This window comes from Actinomyces oris, assembly GCF_001929375.1.
GTDB lineage: Bacteria > Actinomycetota > Actinomycetes > Actinomycetales > Actinomycetaceae > Actinomyces > Actinomyces oris_B.
The window spans coordinates 82092-98458 of record NZ_MSGO01000029.1 but is presented as its reverse complement, the minus strand read 5'-3'; the positions used below and the strand labels follow the sequence as shown (position 1 = coordinate 98458).

Genomic DNA, 16367 nt, shown 5'->3' with positions numbered 1-16367 from the left:
CGAGTGCGGTGTCACGATTGGCGACTTTTAGGGGGCTCACCTGGCCGATGACCGTCGCGCCCTGGCACGTATGCGCAGGTCAGAGCAGTACAGGGTCGGACACGTCGGCCAATGGACACCCTAAAAGTCGCCAATCGTGACACCAAGGGCCTCACAGCACACCGCCGAGACCCACCACTAAGCCCCAGCGCACACGGTCGTAGGGTAGATGCCGCAGTCGTACCCCTAACCCCCGAACACGCGGGCTAACCTACGAACTCGCCAGTCAGGACACAGATGTCAGGGGCTTGGGGAATGGAGTAGGCCGCGGTACGGCGCGTTCAGCTCCAGGCACTACTCGGAGGTCAACCGGCCCCCGGCCGTCCACCGCACCTCACATCCCGCCACCTCAGTTCGCGAGCTGCGAGCAAACATCACGACACTGGAACATCATCCCCCACGGCGGAACCCCGCGCCCAGGGGCAAGCCTCCATCTTCGCAGCCGACACGAACCTCCCCACCATCCACACATCCCAATCAGCAGCCCCACTCACTCCCGGATGGCGGCGCGCCTGGCTCCCAGGACCGCTGCCCCCATCGCCACCGACCCGATGAGCAGGCTGAGGCCGACGATCATCAACCAGCGTCCCGGGAACTGGTGAGCGACACCCATCCAGCCCCAGGGCGCCAGCCGCCACAACCAGGTGGCCGCCATGACCTCGTTACCGCCGATGAGCAGCCCCATGACGACCAGGATGACGTTGAGGACGATCGCCACGACGATCCGGGTACTCAGAGCCACCGCCAGGCTGACAGCCGCAATCATGAAGGCCACGGCCGGCATCACCATGAACCCGTAGACCGGGCCGGTCACCGCCGGCAGGCTCGGGTCGGTGCGGGTCAGAGTGTCGCCCAGGACGGTCACAATCCAGGAGACGACCAGGACCGGGAGGAGGAAGAGGGCACTGAGGATCGCGGTTGAGGTCAGAATCCCTCCGGCACCCCGGCGAGTGATGAGGGCGCGCCAGGCCGGCTGCAGACGCCCCCACACCGTGATGCCGGTGACGGCCGCGGCGACAGGCACACCAACGAGCTCGAGGAGGATCTGACCATAGTCTGGCGGGTAAGCGACGCGGATAGCCCCCAGGCAGGCGAGCAGCAGGGCCGCCAGGACCACCCACACGATCCAGGGCAGGACGCCGACCATTGCCAGCAGGGCACTGCGCCTCCCAGGAACACGGGCCATGCGGGTGACGGGCGCGGCGCGGAACGCCGGGGTGCTGCGGGGCGGCGACAGCGGAGTCTGCGCCAAGGCCTGATCCGGGCCGGCCTCCGGTAACACGCCGTCGTCGAGGTCCCTGCCGGGAAGCAGCCGGCTGAGCCAGGAAACCGACAAAGTCGAGGACCCGACGCCACCAGGAGCGCCGCAGAGAAAGGCCAGTCCGACGCCGATCAGGGTCAGGCCGGTTGTCAGCAGGAACCCGGGCAGGAGCGAGTATCCCCACACCGGCGAGCCCTCCTCGAGCAGGACGGAGTTGCCGTGCACGCCCAGCAGGGGCAACGGGACTCTCGCCGTCCAGGCCCACGGGAGCATCCACCAGTCGCTCCGCTCGGCCTGTCCCACGCCCACCACGGACCAGACGAAGCCCAGGACAGGAGCGGCCCCGACGGCGACGGCTCGAGCCACTCGAAATGCCGCCATGCCCCAGGCGCAGGCACCGGTGACGACGATCCACATGTAGGTGGCGAACAGCAAGTACCTGTCCCAGGGCCCCCAGCCGTTGCCCACGATGAGGGCGTGCCCCACCACCGGGGCGACCAGTGCCACCTGACAGGCCAACGCGGACAGGCTCAGGACCACGATGCGGGCGGTCACCACCCGGAGCGGCTCGACGGCGCGCCAGGCCGTCCCGCCCTGGCGCCACCGCTGCTCACGCCACTGGGCCATCGCCCCGGTCAGCAGCCCCAGCGGAACCGCGAAGGCCCCGGCGTACAGGTGCATCCACGCCAGAGCATTGCCGTTCCACTGGATTTCCTTGACCACGCCTGAAGAGATCGAGGCGTTCGCCAGGATGATGGTGTGAACGGTGAAGATGAGGGTCGCCCCGATGACTCCCCAGGTGAAGGTGCGCCGGCTGCGGGTGATCTCGGCACGCACCAGGCCCCACAGGCTCACGTGCACGGCGGTGCCGGAGGTGCTCATGCCTGCGTCTCCCCTTCAGTGCGGCGCCCACCAGCAGTGACGGCGGCCAGGAATGCCGCCTCCATGGCTCGCTCGTCGTCGGCCTCGGCGAAGTCGGCCAGGGGCCCCTCGTAGACGAGGCGCCCGGTCGCCAGGACCCCGATGTCGTCACTCATGCGGGCGATCTCCCCGAGCTGGTGGCTGGAGACGACGACGGTGCGCCCCTCGTCGGCCAGGATCCGCACAAGATCGCGCAGCTCGATGATGCCCTGGGGGTCCAGCCCGTTCTGGGGTTCGTCAAGGATGAGGATCTCCGGGTCGGTCAGGAGCGCCATGGCCAGTGACAGGCGCACCTTCATGCCGGTGGAGAAGGAGCCGGCGCGCTTCCTGCCGACTCCCGCCAGCCCGACACGCTCCAGGAGCGGGTCGATCGTCGCCGGGGAGGTGCCGGTCAGGCGGCAGTGGACAAGCAGGTTGCGCCGCGCGGACAGCTGGGGGAAGAGGGCGGGGCCGTTAATGGAGGCCCCCACCCGGGCCAGGCTGTGACGGGAGAACGGAACGCCCAGGATCTCCACGCGGCCGGCGTCGGGTTTGAGTAGCCCCAGGGCGATATTGAAGGCGGTCGACTTGCCCGCCCCGTTGAGACCGAGCAGCCCGTAGACACGGCCGGGATAGGCCGACAGGTCGAGGCCGGAGAGCACCTGCTGACGGCTGAAGGACTTCGAGACCCCCGTCAGTCTCAGCCCGGGGGCGGTGCCGGTGGTGCAGGTGGGGGAGGGAGGAGTTGACGTCATGGCGGTTTCGCTCATGACCCCATGCTCGTGCGCACCGTTACCTCAACGGATCCCCACCAGGGATACAGTCCGTGCCCGCTCCCACACCCCCGTCTCCTCCCTGGGGAGGAGGGCTACCGCGGCTGGACGAGCCCCGTGGTCAGCGCGTAGATGACGAGCTCGACCCGGTTGCGGCAGCCCGTCTTGCCCAGGATCGTCTTGACATGCGACTTGACTGTCGACTCAGCGACATGGAGCCGCTCACCGATCCGGGCGTTGCTCAGCCCCTGGCACACCAAAGCGAGTACGGCGTCCTCCCGGCCGGTGAGAGCCTCATAAGGTCCCGACGGCGCCCCCACAACGGGCACGGCCCCATCGACCGGTGCCGACGGTGAGGCCGACGACTGCGGGGCACCGGGTCCGCCACCCGCATCAAGGTGCGCCAGAACGGTACCGGTGACGGCCGGATCCAGCCAGGACCCTCCGCCGGCGACGACGCGGATCGCCTCCAGCAGCGTCGTCGGCTCGGCGTCCTTGAGGAGGAATCCGTGGGCGCCTGCACCCAGAGCCGCCAGGACGAGATCCTCATCGTCGAAGGTCGTCAGGACCAGAATCCGCAAAGAGTCGGTGACCGGCGCGGACCGCAGCTCACGAATGGCACTGACCCCGTCCAGGACCGGCATCCGCAGATCCATGAGTACCAGATCGGCCCCTCCATGGGCACCGGTGGCCAGAGCGGTCAAGCCCTCGACGGCCTGACGCCCGTTGACGGCCTCCAGGACCACCTCCATATCGGGCTGCGCAGCCACGAGAGCACTGAAAGCACTGACCAGAAGCGGCTGATCGTCGACAACGGCCACCCTGATCGCACCGGTCGTACTGAGCGTCATCTGGAGTCTCCTGAGGCTGTCTCGCCGGCCACCGTGGCGCTCGCGGGCAGCTCGAGCGGCGCCACGGGAAAGTCGACGTCGATGGTGAAGATGCTGTGGTCCTCGTCGTCGTGGACGCCGTAGGTCATGGTTCCGCCCACGAGCCTGAGCCGTTCTTCGAGGCCGGCGAGCCCGCTGCCGCCGAAGGGGGAGTGCTCCACGACGTCGGGCACCGGGTTGGTGACGTGGAGGTGGCAGGAGTCCTGCGACAGTGTCAGGCTCATCTCGATCTGGCCGGTTCCGTGCCTGACGGCGTTGGTGAGGGTCTCTCCCACGAGACGCACGAGGGTGAGACGCTGTATCGCCGACCACGCCGAGTTGCAGTGATCCAGGACCTCCGGTTCGGGAAGCGCGGCGCTGATCCGGCTACCTGAGCTGCGGGTGGTCTCGATCAGGGCCGGGATGGTCCGCAGGTCCGCCAACGGAGTGATCTCGCCGGCGTCGGAGCGCAGGACGGAGACGAGCCGGCGCACGGAGGCCAGGGAGGCATCGGCAGTGTCACGCACCGTGGTCAGCGTGCTGCGCAGCCGTTCCTCACCGCCCAGGGCCAGGCCGGTGGCGGCCTGCACCTTGATCGTGGTGAGGCTGTGGCCCACGAGGTCGTGGAGCTCTCGGGCCAGGCTGAGGCGCTCGGCCGCAACCGCCTGGGCTGCGGCGATGCCGACGTCGAGGGCCTGGTTCTCGGCGATCCGGCGCCGGGAGGAGGCCAACAGGTAGGTGAGCACCACGGCACCGACGAAGACCAGGCCGGTGAGTGTGCGGGCGACCAGGATGGCCTCGTTCCAGCCGCTGTTTGTCATCGGGTTGGTATCTGATTCGTAGGGCCGGGTGTAGGAGGCCAAGGTGACGGGGTTGACCAGGGCGCCGGCCAGCGCCAGCAGGAGCGCCGCCGTGCCCCAGCGCCGATCGGGCTCCCAGCGGGTGACGGTGTAGAGACTGGTGATGGCCGTGGCGATGATCGGGTTGAGGCCGAGGTTGACGGGGGAGAGGGCCACGAGGATCGCGTAGGCCGCCAGCAGGGCATAGGTCGCGATGAAGGAGGCACGCAGGAAACGCAGCCTGCCGAACTGCGCCAGCGCCAGCGCCAGGCACAGGGCGAAGTCCGCGATATAGACGGCGTAGCCGCCGAAGCGCAGGATGAACGTGACCGACTCCAGAGCGAAGGCGAGGAAGACGGTCCCCAGGGCGAGATCCACGACCGGGACCGAGTACCGTGTCCAGTGACCTCCTCGCCCCGGCACCGTGCGGTGACGAGCCCTCCAGTCGTAGGCCGCTGACAGATTCGCGGTCAGCGGCAGCGCCGCGCCGTGGGCCGCTGTCCTAAGTCGGCCGTCTCGATCAGCCATGTTCCGTCTCCTCGTCCAGGATCCGGCGCGCGTGACGGCCGGCCGCGGCCGCGGTGATGAAGGCTGCCGTGTCCTCATCCAGACCCCGTCGCATGGTGGACAGCCTCACTCCGGTCTCCACCTCCGCCGCCCGCAGCAGCTCCAGGAGCCCGTCAGCGGGAACCTCGACGAGCCGGTGCTGCTCGGCACCCGGCCGGGGACCGCACAGGGCCTCGACCTCCTGACGCACCTGCGCCCCCAAGGGGCCCTCCAGGTCGGGGACGACGACGTCGGCCCCCGCCAGCGCGACCCGCCCGTACGCCGTCATCGAGTGGTGGGACACGCCCCGATGGCGGGCGCGGGCATCGGCCTGGGAGACACGCAGGCAGGCCACCGGGTGCCCGCCCAGCGTGGCGATGGCGTTGATCGCGTCCCCGCAGGCCACCCCGGAGAAGCCCCAGGGCGTCTCGGTGCCCAGGTTCCCGGGCCCCTGGATGACGACGGCGGCGTCGGCGTGCAGGACGTGGCGGGCCGCCAGGAGCGCGTTGTGGACGCTGACCGCCTCGACGTCGCCGCCCCAGGCCTGCCCGGCCGTGATGGTTCCGCTCAGCCACCCGGCTTGGCTCAGGGCGGCAACGACACGTGAGTAGGCCAGGGGCAGGGCCCCGCCGTCGGTCATGATGTAGACGACGCGCGGTTGCTCCTCGTCGGCGTCGGAGCGCAGCCCGGCGAGCACCGCCGGCAGGCTCGAGTGCAGGTCGGCCACCACCACCGGCATCGCCTCCAGGTCGAGACTGCCGATCGGCTGGGACAGCAGGCCGTGGTGGGCCGTGCCCTGCTCGTCGACACCGGTGACCATGACCTGGTCCGGCATGTAGCGGGCCTTGACGAGGTGCCCCTCGCGCGGCGGGTCGGTGGGCAGGACGTCCAGGCGAGAGCTGACCATGGCGTGCCCACCCGTGCCCAGGGCGCGGTCGAGGGCCGAGACCTCCAGCCTCACCCGCTCCCCGGCGTCGGGCAGCCCGGTGAGGGCCTCGTAGGCGACCGCGCGGACCCGCTGGCCGGGCAGCAGGCCGCCCGCACCACTCGGAGCCCCGACGATCTCCACGTCCAGCTCGGCGCAGGATCGCCCCGCCGGTCCCCATGCCGTCCTGGTCCCGGTCACTACGCCGTCGCGCCACATCATGGCGGCAGACTATCCGGGCACGCGCGTCACCAGCCGCAGGCCACCGGACTCTCCTAGGCTGGGGCACCGTGAGCCAGCCGACCCGTAGCACCGAGGAGCGCCTGGTGAGCCTTCTGCTCACCTTGCGCAACACCACCACTGGTCTCAGTGCCGAGGAGATCGTGGCCGGCGTGCCGGGATACGGCTTGGCGGACCCCTCCACCAACCCTCTGTCAGCTCGCCGCAAGTTCGAGCGGGACAAGGACACGCTGCGCGAGCTCGGTATCGAGGTGACCGCCACCGGACGCCCCGAGGAACCCCGGTACCGGATCATTGAGGAGGACTACACCCTGCCCGCGCTGCACCTGAGCGCTGAGCAGTCCGCCTGCCTGAGCCTGGCCGCCTCCGCCTGGCGTGACGGCGATCTACCCGCCACGGCCCGGCGGGCCCTGACCAAGCTGCGCGCCGTCAGTGAGGGACCGGCGGGAAACAGCTCCGCAGGTCTGCCGGCCCTCACCGCGGACCTGTCCGGTGACGAGATCCCCGAGGAGCTCATCACCGCGGTCGACGAGCGTCGTCTGGTCACCTTCGACTACGTCTCGGCCCGCTCGGGCAGCACCCGGGCCCGCACTGTCGAGCCGCACCACCTGCGCCTGGCCGAGGGCGCCTGGTACCTCGACGCCGTCGAGCCCACAGGCACCCACAGCCCAGATGACAGCAGGGAACCGGAGGAACCGGAAGGAGCCGCCGTCAGGCTGCGGACCTTCCGCCTGGCCCGCATCACCGGGTCAGTCACCGTCCACGGGAGCCCGGGGGCCTTCACCCGGCTCCCCGCCAAGGCCCCCAGCCGCCGGCGCGCGCTGCTCGCCGCCCTGCCTGGCCGGGCACTGGGACTGCGTCTGGCCGGAGCCCACCTCGATCCGGCTCAGGCACCTCCGGCCGACCTGCCTGCGCACCTGGAGGGCCGTGATCTCATCGCCGTCGACTATGAGGATCCCTTCTCCTTCGCCGGAACCGTGGCCGCTCTTGGCGACGCCGTCGTCGTCCTCGCCCCCGACTCCTTGCGACAGGCGGTCCTGTCCCACCTGCGAGGCGCCGCCGGGCTCACGGTACCGGAGGGGGAGTGACGATGGCGCGCGCATCCGCCTCCGACCAGCTCACGCGCCTGCTCGCCCTGCCCGCCTGGGTCGCGGAGCACCCCGGGGTGACCGTCACGGAGGCCGCCGAGCACTTCGGCGTCGCCCCGGCCGTCATTGAGCGCGACGTCAACACGCTGTGGGTCTCCGGTTTGCCCGGTGGCATGCACGGGGACCTCGTGGACTTCGACGCCGCGGACTTCGAGGCCGGGCGCCTGCGCCTGTCCGAACCGCTGGGGCTGGACCGCCCGGTTCGCCTCACCCGGCAGGAGGCGATCTCTCTGCTCATGGCGCTCAGGGTGCTCGCCGACCTCCTGGTCGACGACGAAGCCTCGGCCCCCGTGATCACCTCCACCCAGCAGGCGGTGACCGCTCTGCTCACCACGGGCGCCTCCGCCGGCCCGGGGCCAGAGCACGCCGGCCGCTCCGGGCGTACGCCCCGGGTCCTGGCCGCTGTGCGTTCCGCTCTGCGGGACAGGCGCCGCCTGCACCTGGTCTACGTCTCCGCCACCGACACCCCCTCGGAGCGGGACGTCGACCCCATCGCGCTGGAAAGTGATGGATCACATATGACGCTGGTGGGCTGGTGCCTCAGTGCGAAGGCCGAACGCAGTTTCCGCCTGGACCGGATCACGTCGGTCACGCTGCTCGATACCCCTTCTGTGCGACATCGCGCCTCACGCAGAGGGAACCGCCCCGAAGCCGCTCACTCCACGGGGAACAGACCTCGCGCCACCCTGGTGATGCATCCGACGGGCCGCTGGCTCGCCGAGCAGGTCCCGTGCCTCTCCCAGGAGGAGACCGCGGACGGCCACCTCAGGGTCGTCGTTGAGGGACGTGACCGCGCCTGGCTCATCGACCTGGTCCTCTCAGCGGGTCGCCATCTCGTGGCAGTGGAGCCCCCGGATCTCGCCCAGGAGGCCGCAGCAGCCGCCAAACAGGCTCTGACCTTATACAACTGCTGAGTCCTGCCCCGTCCGCCTTGGGGAGAACCATCAGGACCCTCGTTCTGAGGCACCCGCCCGGGAGGCTACACTCAGCCCGTATCGATAGCCCCTACCACAAGGAGCAGCGCCGTGAACCTCTTTAAGCCGTCGCACATCATCTTCCTGCTCATCGTCGTCATCCTGCTGTTCGGCTACAGGAAGCTGCCTGACATCGCCCGCAGCGTGGGCCAGTCCATGAAGGTCTTCAAGAAGGAGGTCAAGGAGCTGCGCGACGACGACTCCAAGGACTCCCAGGCTCAGATTCAGCAGCCGCAGGAGGGCACCTACTACACCGAGCCCACCCAGTCCGGCCAGACCGCTCAGAGTGCCGAGGGCTCATCCCAGAAGTGATGTCATCCGGCGAGAGCCAGTGACCTGCAGATGAAGGAGGCCGTGGTGACCAAGCTCCCTCAGATCAAGCGATCGAGGCGCAAGGACAATCCCGAGGCGCGCATGTCCATCGGGGACCACCTGCGCGAGCTGCGCCAACGTCTCTTCGTCTCCGCCGCGGGTGTCATGGTGATGACGGTCGTCGGTTATCTGGTCTACGAGCGAGCCTTCGCCCTCATCACCCGGCCCATCGAGCAGGCCAATGCCAAGGGCGCGCATCTCACCCTGAACTTCGACACGATCCTGGCCTCCTTCGACATGAAGCTCGAGGTGTCGATCTGGCTCGGCATCCTGTTCTCCTCCCCGCTGTGGATATACGAGTTCTGGGCCTTCGTGGGACCGGGCATGACCCGCAAGGAGAAGGCCTACACCTGGGCATATGGCACGGCCGGCCTGCTCCTCTTCCTGGCCGGTGCGGCTCTGGGGATCTGGGTGATGCCGCACGCGGTGTCCATCCTCACCAGCTTCATCCCTAACGGCCCCACTGCCGGAGTGATCGGGGCGAATCTCTACCTGTCCTTCATCATGAGGATGGTCCTCGCCTTCGGCATCGCCTTCCTCCTGCCCGAGGTCCTCGTCGCCCTCAATATGCTCGGGCTCATGCAGGGAAAGACCATGCTCAAGGGCTGGCGCTGGGCCATTGTGGGCATTGTCACCTTTATGGCCATTGTCAACCCGATGCCGGATCCCTGGTCCATGATCTTCATGTCCCTGCCCATCACCGGTCTGTACTTCCTGGCCTGCTTCATCTCCATCAAGCATGACAAACGGGTGGAGAGGAAGCGCGCTGAGCTCGACGCCGAGCTCGAGGCCGCCCTGGCCGAGTAGCCGGGTGCATCTCCCGTTCCTGCCTGACTAGTCGCTCTCGTTCCTTCTATGCGTATCGCTCTGCTGTCCAACCCCTCCTCGGGCCGAGGACGTCATGCGGCCGCCGACGACGTCGCCCGCCAGATCCTGACCGAGACCGGCCATGAGGTCCTCCACGTCCGTGGCAGCTCCTACGAGCAGGCGCGCCACGCAGGACGGGCCCTCCTGGGTGACGGGCCGGACCGGAACATTGAGGCACTGGTCGTCGTCGGCGGGGACGGCATGGTGCACCTGGGGGTGGACATCGTCGCCACGACGGGCGTGCCTCTGGGCATCGTGGCCACCGGCACCGGCAATGACATCGCCAGGCACTTCAATCTGCCTAGCCGGGACGCGGAGGCCTCCGCCCGCCTCATCAACCAGGCGCTGTCCGGTGAGGGAACAATGACGGCGGTGGACGCGATCTACGCATCCCGTCCCGACGGCACCCTGCTGGCCCCGCAGCGTCGCTGGTCCCTGGCCGTGGTCAGTGCCGGGGTGGACGCCGCCGTCAATGCCCGCGCCAACACCCTTTCCTGGCCGGCCCGCGAGGGACGCTACGTGCGCGCCTTCACCGCCGAGCTCGCGACGCTGGCGCCCTACGGCTACCGGGTCACCACCGACGAGGGCACCTGGGAGGGGCCGGCGCTCCTGCTGGCGGCGGCCAACACCCGTTACGTCGGCGGCGGCATGGACCTGGCACCCCAGGCCGACCCCACCGATGGCCTGCTGGAGGTGCTGCGACTGGACCCCGTGGGCCGCACCCACCTGCTCGCCCTCTTCCGCCGGCTCTTCCGCGGCACGCACCTGACCGACCCGGCCGTCCACGTGGAGCGCAGCCGCATCGTCACCATTGAGGCGCTCGCTGAGCGAACCGGCCGTGACCGGGGGATGCGCCCACCGCCTCATCCCTTCGCCGACGGGGAGCCGCTGGCCGAGCTGCCCCTGCGCCTCGAGGCGGTCCCCGACGCCGTCCGGCTGCTCCTACCTGCTCAGGGCTGATCCGGCCCGTAGGGTGTTGCCATGAGCTCACCAACAGAGCGCTATGCCGCATCTCGACGTCGACAGGCTGCTTCCAGCAGTGAGCTCGCCCGCTTCGCCCAGGGCTACGACTTCCCCCTCGACCCCTTCCAGGAGGAGGCCTGCGGCGCTATCGAGAGGGGAGAGGGAGTCCTGGTCGCCGCCCCGACGGGCGCCGGCAAGACGGTGGTGGGGGAGTTCGCCGTGCACCTGGGCCTGGCCCGAGGGCTCAAGACCTTCTACACCGCCCCCATCAAGGCCCTGAGCAACCAGAAGTACCTGGACCTCGTAGCCCGGCACGGTCAGGAGCGGGTGGGGCTGCTCACCGGTGACACCTCCGTCAACCCTCACGCGGACGTGGTGGTCATGACCACCGAGGTGCTGCGCAACATGCTCTACTCGGGCTCACGCGACCTGGACCGGCTGGGCTTCGTGGTCATGGATGAGGTCCACTACCTGGCCGACCGCTTCCGCGGGCCGGTGTGGGAGGAGGTCATCATCCACCTGCCCGCCGAGGTCCAGGTGATCTCCCTGTCCGCCACGGTCTCCAACGCCGAGGAGTTCGGTGACTGGCTCGGCCAGGTGCGAGGCAGGACCGCCGTCGTCGTCTCCGAGGATCGCCCCGTCCCGCTGACTCAGCACATGATGGTCGGTCGCAAGCTGCTGCCGTTGTACTCCCACCCCGCGGACGCGGCCGAGCAGTCCGACCAGCTCGACCAGTCCGAGCAGACAGGACAGGCGGGGCAGCCCCCGCTCAACCCCGAGCTGCTCAAGGCCGTCAAGCAGGCTCGGCGTGCCGCCGCCTCGACAGGCGGCTCCAAGAACGGCTGCCGAGGCCGCGGTGGCGGTTCGGCCCAAGGGCCGCAGCCCTGGAAGCGCTCCGCACGGGGCGGACGGGCTCCTCGCCGTGGCGAAGGGGGAGCTCGCACGGCCAGGTTGAAGCCGCCCTCTCGTCTGCAGGTCGTCACGGCCCTGGAGGGGGCGCGCCTGCTGCCCGCGATCGTCTTCGTCTTCTCCCGGGCGGGCTGCGAGCAGGCCGTCCACCAGGTGGTCAGCGCCGGGGTGGACCTGACCACCGAGGCCGAGGCGGCCCGGATCCGGGAGGTCATTGAGCGGCGCACGGCTGACATCCCCGCCGGCGACCTGGGGGTCCTCGGCTTCCACTTCTGGGCCCACGCCCTGGAGCGTGGCGTCGCGGCCCACCATGCGGGGCTGCTGCCGGTGTTCAAGGAGACGGTGGAGGAGCTCTTCAGCGCGGGCCTGGTCAAGGTCGTCTACGCCACCGAGACCCTGGCGCTGGGGATCAACATGCCCGCCCGCACCGTCGTCCTGGAGTCGCTGCGCAAGTGGAACGGATCGGCCCACGTCACCCTCAGCCCGGGGGAGTACACCCAGCTGACGGGTCGGGCCGGGCGCCGCGGCATCGACGTGGAGGGTCACGCCGTCGTGCTGACGGCCGACGACGTCGAGCCGGCCACGGTCTCCTCACTGGCCTCCCGGCGCACCTACCCGCTGGTCTCCGCCTTCCGGCCGACCTACAACATGGCCGTCAACCTGCTCGAGCGCATGCCGCGGACGCGGGTGCGTGAGGTGCTCGAGCAGTCCTTCGCCCAGTTCCAGGCCGACCGCGGCGTCGTGGAGCTGGCCGCTCAGGCTCGCCGTAAGCGCCGCAGCCTGGAGGGCCTGGAGAAGGACATGACCTGCCGCCTGGGCGACTTCCGCGAGTACGCCTCCCTGCGCCAGGCCATCGCCGACGCCGAGGCGGACCTGTCGCGAGACAAGGCCTCGGCGCGCCGAAGTGAGACGGGCCGGAGCATGAGCTCGCTGGGACGCGGTGACGTCGTCGTCTTCCGTAAGGGCCGACGCCGCCGCCACGGCATCGTCCTGGAGGTCGGTGCCGACCGGACCGGGACCCCCACCATCTCGGTGCTGGGGGAGGACTCGCGAGTCGTCGCGCTGACCCCCGACACGGCACCGGACGGCGTCATGCGCGTGGGCGCGCTGCGGGTGGCGGACTCGGTGGACCCGCATCGGCCCCGGGACCGGGACCGGCTCGTTCAGCGTCTGGTCGATGCTCTGCGCTCCGGGGACCTGAAAGGGGGCGGCAAGCGCACACGCACCCGCTCCAGCCGTGCGCAGGCCCGCCGAGACAGCGCGATCGAGAACCTTGAGCGACTGCGTCACGAAATGCGCTCCCACCCCTGCCACGGGTGCCCCGACCGGGAGGAGCACGCTCGGGTGGGCCGCAAGTGGTCGCGGGCCAAGGCCGATGCGGACAGCCTCCAGCGACGCATCGAGACCCGCACCGGCACCATCGCCCGCCTCTTCGACGCCGTCTGCGAGGTGCTGCTCGAGCTGGGCTATCTGCACCCGGTGGACCGGGGCCACCCGGAGCGCGAGCTGCGGGTGACCGGCGCAGGCAAGGTGCTGGCCCGGATCTATGCCGAGCGGGACCTACTCATCGCCGAGTGCCTGCGCACGGGAGTCTTCGAGGATCTCAGCGCCGCAGAGCTGGCCGGGGCGCTGAGCGCCTGCGTCTACGAGCCGCGACTGAGCGCCCAGTCGATCGGGCTGCCCGTGACGCCCGCATCCAGGCTCGGCCAGTGCCTGCGCACACAGCTGGGGGTCTCGCACCGAATCCAAGACCTGGAGTCCCTGGCCCGCATCGAGGCGTCCTCGGGGGCAGAGCCGGCACTGGCCGGGGCCGTCCAGGCCTGGTGCGATGGCGCGCAGCTGGCGGACATCCTGGATGCCACTGAGCTGACGGCCGGGGACTTCGTGCGCTGGTGCAAGCAGCTGCTCGACGTCGTCGGCCAGATCGCGAGCCTCTCGCCACCACCGGATGCCAGCCCCGAGCAGTCCAGGGCCGTCACCGGCCTGTCGATGCGCGCCGCAGAGGCCTCCCTGGATCTCAATAGGGGAGTGGTGAGCTGGTCCGCCGTGTGACACTGCGGCTAGTACCCTCGTTCCAGCCGATACTCCGGACGACAGGACTCATGCCCCTATGTCAGGCTTCTTCGCCCTTCTTGACGACATCGCCACGCTCGCCAAGCTGACACTGTCCACCGTTGACGACACGGCCTCCGTGGCCGTCAAGGCCTCCGCGAAGGTGTCGGCGGCCGCCGTCGATGACGTCGCCACCACGCCCCAGTACGTCACCGGTATCACCCCGGACCGGGAGCTGCCGATCATCAAGAAGATCACGCTGGGCTCGCTGCGTAACAAGCTCCTCATCATCCTGCCGATCGGCCTGCTGCTGACGGCCGTGGCGCCGTGGCTCCTGCCGGTGGCGCTCGTCATCGGCGGCGCCTACCTGTGCTTCGAGGGCGGGGAGAAGATCCTGGAGCGCTTCGGAGGTACTGCTCACACCAAGGAGGAGTCCGGCCTGGTCGACGAGGCCCAGATCGTCCGTCAGGCCATCACCACGGACTTCGTCCTGTCCACCGAGATCATGCTGCTGGCCCTGGCCGAGGTGGAGGGGGAGTCCTCCATGCGGCGCATCATCGTCCTGGTCCTCATCGCCCTGCTCATCACTTTCGCCGTCTACGGCCTGGTGGCAGCCCTCATCAAGCTCGACGACGCCGGAGCGCACCTGGCGGGCCACGGCCGCACCGGCACCATCCGCTCCCTTGGCCGCGCGATTGTGACGTCTGCGCCGGCGCTCTTCCGTGGCATCGGGATCGTCGGGACCGTGGCGATGCTGTGGGTCGGCGGACACATCCTGGCGGTCAACCTCGCCAAGGTCGGCTTCCACCCGCTGCATCACGCCATCGAGTGGACCGAGGAGCTCGCCCACAACCCGGTCCTGTCCTGGATCACCGGGACGGCCATGTCCTGCCTCATCGGAGCCGTCATCGGCACCCTGCTGGCCCTGGCCTGGCAGCCCGTGCACCATGCTCTGGCCCGCCGTCACGAAGGTTAACCGTCAACGTGCCCGTATGCTTCAACGCGTGACAGTGCCCTCTCGGTTGCCCTCCCGGATGCGTACCCGGTTGCTCTCTCAGTCTCCCCGTTGGCTTCGTCGATCAGCCCCGGCGGCGGTGGCGCTGCTGGCGGGCCTGGCCACCTATGCCGCCTTCCCCCCGGTGAACCTGTGGTGGTCGGCCCTCATCGGGGTCGGGGCATTCATGCTCCTCATCAGCGGCCGCCGCTTCTGGGCGGGCACTGGTCTGGGACTGCTCTACGGCTTCGGTCTGTTCGCCCCTCTGCTGCACTTCACGATGGTGGGCATGGGCAACCCGATCGGCTGGATCGCGCTGACGCTCTTCGAGTCCCTCTACCTGGCCGGGCTCGGTGGGACCTGGTCCCTGGTGAGCCGCCTGCCGCTGCTCCAGGGGGCTGCCCGGCGAGGGCGGCTTACGCGGCACGTACCTGCCGGCGCGGCTGGCGTGCTCTTCTTCGCCGTGCTGTGGTCCGGGGTGGAGGAGCTGCGCTCGGTGTGGCCGCTGGGCGGTTTCCCCTTCGGGCGCCTGGCCTTCGCCATGGCTGATGCCCCCGTCCTGCCGGCGGCGGCCTATGTCGGCAGCGCCGGTGTGGGGCTGTTGGTGGCACTGGCGGCCGCATGCATCGCTCATGCAGTTCGATCCGTCTATGAGCGCCGCGCCGTGCCGGTCCTCCTGTGCGCAGTGCTCGCAGCGGCTGCGCTCATTGCGCCGCGGACGCTGCCACTGGAGACGCGCGCTGAGAACGGCACCGTCCGGGTCGGAGCCGTCCAGGGCAATGTGGCCACCGACTTCGAGGACGCCTTCAACCGGGCCCTGGAGGTGACCGGCAACCACGCCACGGCGACGAAGCAGCTGGCCGCCGACGTCGGCCCCGGCAGCCTCGACATGGTCATCTGGCCGGAGAACTCCGCGGATCTGGACCCTCGCGACTATCCTGCCTCGGCGACCATTGTCGATGAGGCCGCCCAGGCGGTCCAGGCGCCGGTGCTCGTGGGCGCGGTTCCTGTCGTCGATGACATCCGCTATAACGACGTCCTCATCTGGAATCCCGGAGACGTCTCCGGGAAAACGGCTCATTCCTACTACCGCAAGCATCGGCCCGTGCCCTTCGCGGAATATATCCCTTCCCGTTCCCTGGTGCGGCGCCTGACCACCCAGGTCGATCGGGTCGGCATCGACATGCTGCCCGGCACCGGCCCCAGCACACTGACGGTTCCGGCCGTCACCCAGGGCAGGGACGTCACCTTCGCCATGGGCATCTGTTTCGAGGTCGCCTACGACGACGCCCTGCGCACGGGTGTCGCACAGGGCGGGCAGGCGATCATCATCCCGACGAACAACGCCTCCTTCCTCGACTCCGGCGAGGCGGCCCAGCAGCTCGCCCAGGGCCGTGTCCAGGCGGTGGTCCACGGCCGCAGCGTCATCCAGGCCTCCACCGTCGGCTACACCGCGATCATCAACCCCCGCGGTGAGGTCGAGCAGGTCACCCGGCCCTACACCCAGGCGAGCCTCGTGGCCGACGTTCCGCTGCGCAGCTCGCAAACCGTCGCCGACCGGCTCGGTGCCGCCCCCGGCATCATCCTCCTCGCCGGTGCAGGCGCACTGGTGGGAGCCGGTATTCTGAGCCGGCTGCGCCCAGGGCGGAAGGCAGTGGCTGCGGCCGGGGATCGCCGGCGTCGCCGCTGATCTCAG

13 protein-coding genes are annotated in these 16367 nt (G+C 69.6%); 8 read left to right on the top strand and 5 right to left on the bottom strand.

Annotated elements, in window-relative coordinates; all coding sequences use genetic code 11:
• Positions 1 to 529: 529 nt before the first annotated feature.
• The 5 genes from BKH32_RS06740 to BKH32_RS06720 form a co-directional block, all read right to left on the bottom strand.
• Positions 530 to 2182: a hypothetical protein gene (locus BKH32_RS06740; protein ID WP_075249220.1), complete on the bottom strand. Its 1653-nt coding sequence runs from the start codon at positions 2180 to 2182 to the stop codon at positions 530 to 532.
• Positions 2179 to 2970, bottom strand: coding sequence for an ABC transporter ATP-binding protein (locus BKH32_RS06735; protein ID WP_075249219.1), 792 nt, complete (start codon positions 2968 to 2970; stop codon positions 2179 to 2181). The genes BKH32_RS06740 and BKH32_RS06735 overlap by 4 nt, the downstream gene beginning before the upstream one ends.
• Before the next feature lie 98 nt (positions 2971 to 3068).
• Positions 3069 to 3824, bottom strand: coding sequence for a response regulator (locus BKH32_RS06730; RefSeq protein ID WP_075249218.1), 756 nt, complete (start codon positions 3822 to 3824; stop codon positions 3069 to 3071).
• The gene (locus BKH32_RS06725; protein ID WP_075249217.1) at positions 3821 to 5209 is read right to left on the bottom strand and encodes a sensor histidine kinase; all 1389 of its coding nucleotides are present in this window, start codon (positions 5207 to 5209) and stop codon (positions 3821 to 3823) included. Before BKH32_RS06725 ends, BKH32_RS06730 begins: the two co-directional genes overlap by 4 nt.
• Positions 5202 to 6374: a DUF3866 family protein gene (locus tag BKH32_RS06720; RefSeq protein WP_075249216.1), complete on the bottom strand. Its 1173-nt coding sequence runs from the start codon at positions 6372 to 6374 to the stop codon at positions 5202 to 5204. The genes BKH32_RS06725 and BKH32_RS06720 overlap by 8 nt, the downstream gene beginning before the upstream one ends.
• Positions 6375 to 6442: 68 nt before the next feature.
• Between BKH32_RS06720 and BKH32_RS06715 the strand changes: the two genes are divergently transcribed.
• The 8 genes from BKH32_RS06715 to lnt all read left to right on the top strand — a co-directional run bounded on the left by BKH32_RS06715 (position 6443) and on the right by lnt (position 16361).
• A complete protein-coding gene (locus BKH32_RS06715; protein WP_178384570.1) occupies positions 6443 to 7480 on the top strand; it encodes a helix-turn-helix transcriptional regulator in 1038 nt (345 codons plus the stop codon).
• Between the two features lie 2 nt (positions 7481 to 7482).
• On the top strand, positions 7483 to 8454 hold the full coding sequence (locus tag BKH32_RS06710) for a helix-turn-helix transcriptional regulator (RefSeq protein WP_075249214.1): 972 nt from the start codon (positions 7483 to 7485) through the stop codon (positions 8452 to 8454).
• A 111-nt stretch (positions 8455 to 8565) separates the two neighbouring features.
• On the top strand, positions 8566 to 8826 hold the full coding sequence (tatA, locus tag BKH32_RS06705; protein ID WP_004564895.1) for a Sec-independent protein translocase subunit TatA: 261 nt from the start codon (positions 8566 to 8568) through the stop codon (positions 8824 to 8826).
• 45 nt (positions 8827 to 8871) lie between these two features.
• The gene (gene tatC, locus BKH32_RS06700) at positions 8872 to 9693 is read left to right on the top strand and encodes a twin-arginine translocase subunit TatC (protein ID WP_075249227.1); all 822 of its coding nucleotides are present in this window, start codon (positions 8872 to 8874) and stop codon (positions 9691 to 9693) included.
• Between the two features lie 48 nt (positions 9694 to 9741).
• Entirely contained in the window at positions 9742 to 10713 is a 972-nt protein-coding gene (locus tag BKH32_RS06695) for a diacylglycerol/lipid kinase family protein (protein WP_075249213.1), read from the top strand.
• Between the two features lie 21 nt (positions 10714 to 10734).
• A complete protein-coding gene (locus BKH32_RS06690) occupies positions 10735 to 13677 on the top strand; it encodes a DEAD/DEAH box helicase (RefSeq protein ID WP_075249212.1) in 2943 nt (980 codons plus the stop codon).
• 58 nt (positions 13678 to 13735) lie between these two features.
• Positions 13736 to 14653, top strand: a complete 918-nt coding sequence (locus BKH32_RS06685) for a DUF808 domain-containing protein (RefSeq protein ID WP_075249211.1) — start codon at positions 13736 to 13738, stop codon at positions 14651 to 14653.
• 58 nt (positions 14654 to 14711) lie between these two features.
• Entirely contained in the window at positions 14712 to 16361 is a 1650-nt protein-coding gene (gene lnt / locus BKH32_RS06680) for an apolipoprotein N-acyltransferase (protein ID WP_256691245.1), read from the top strand.
• The last annotated feature ends 6 nt before the right edge of the window (positions 16362 to 16367 follow it).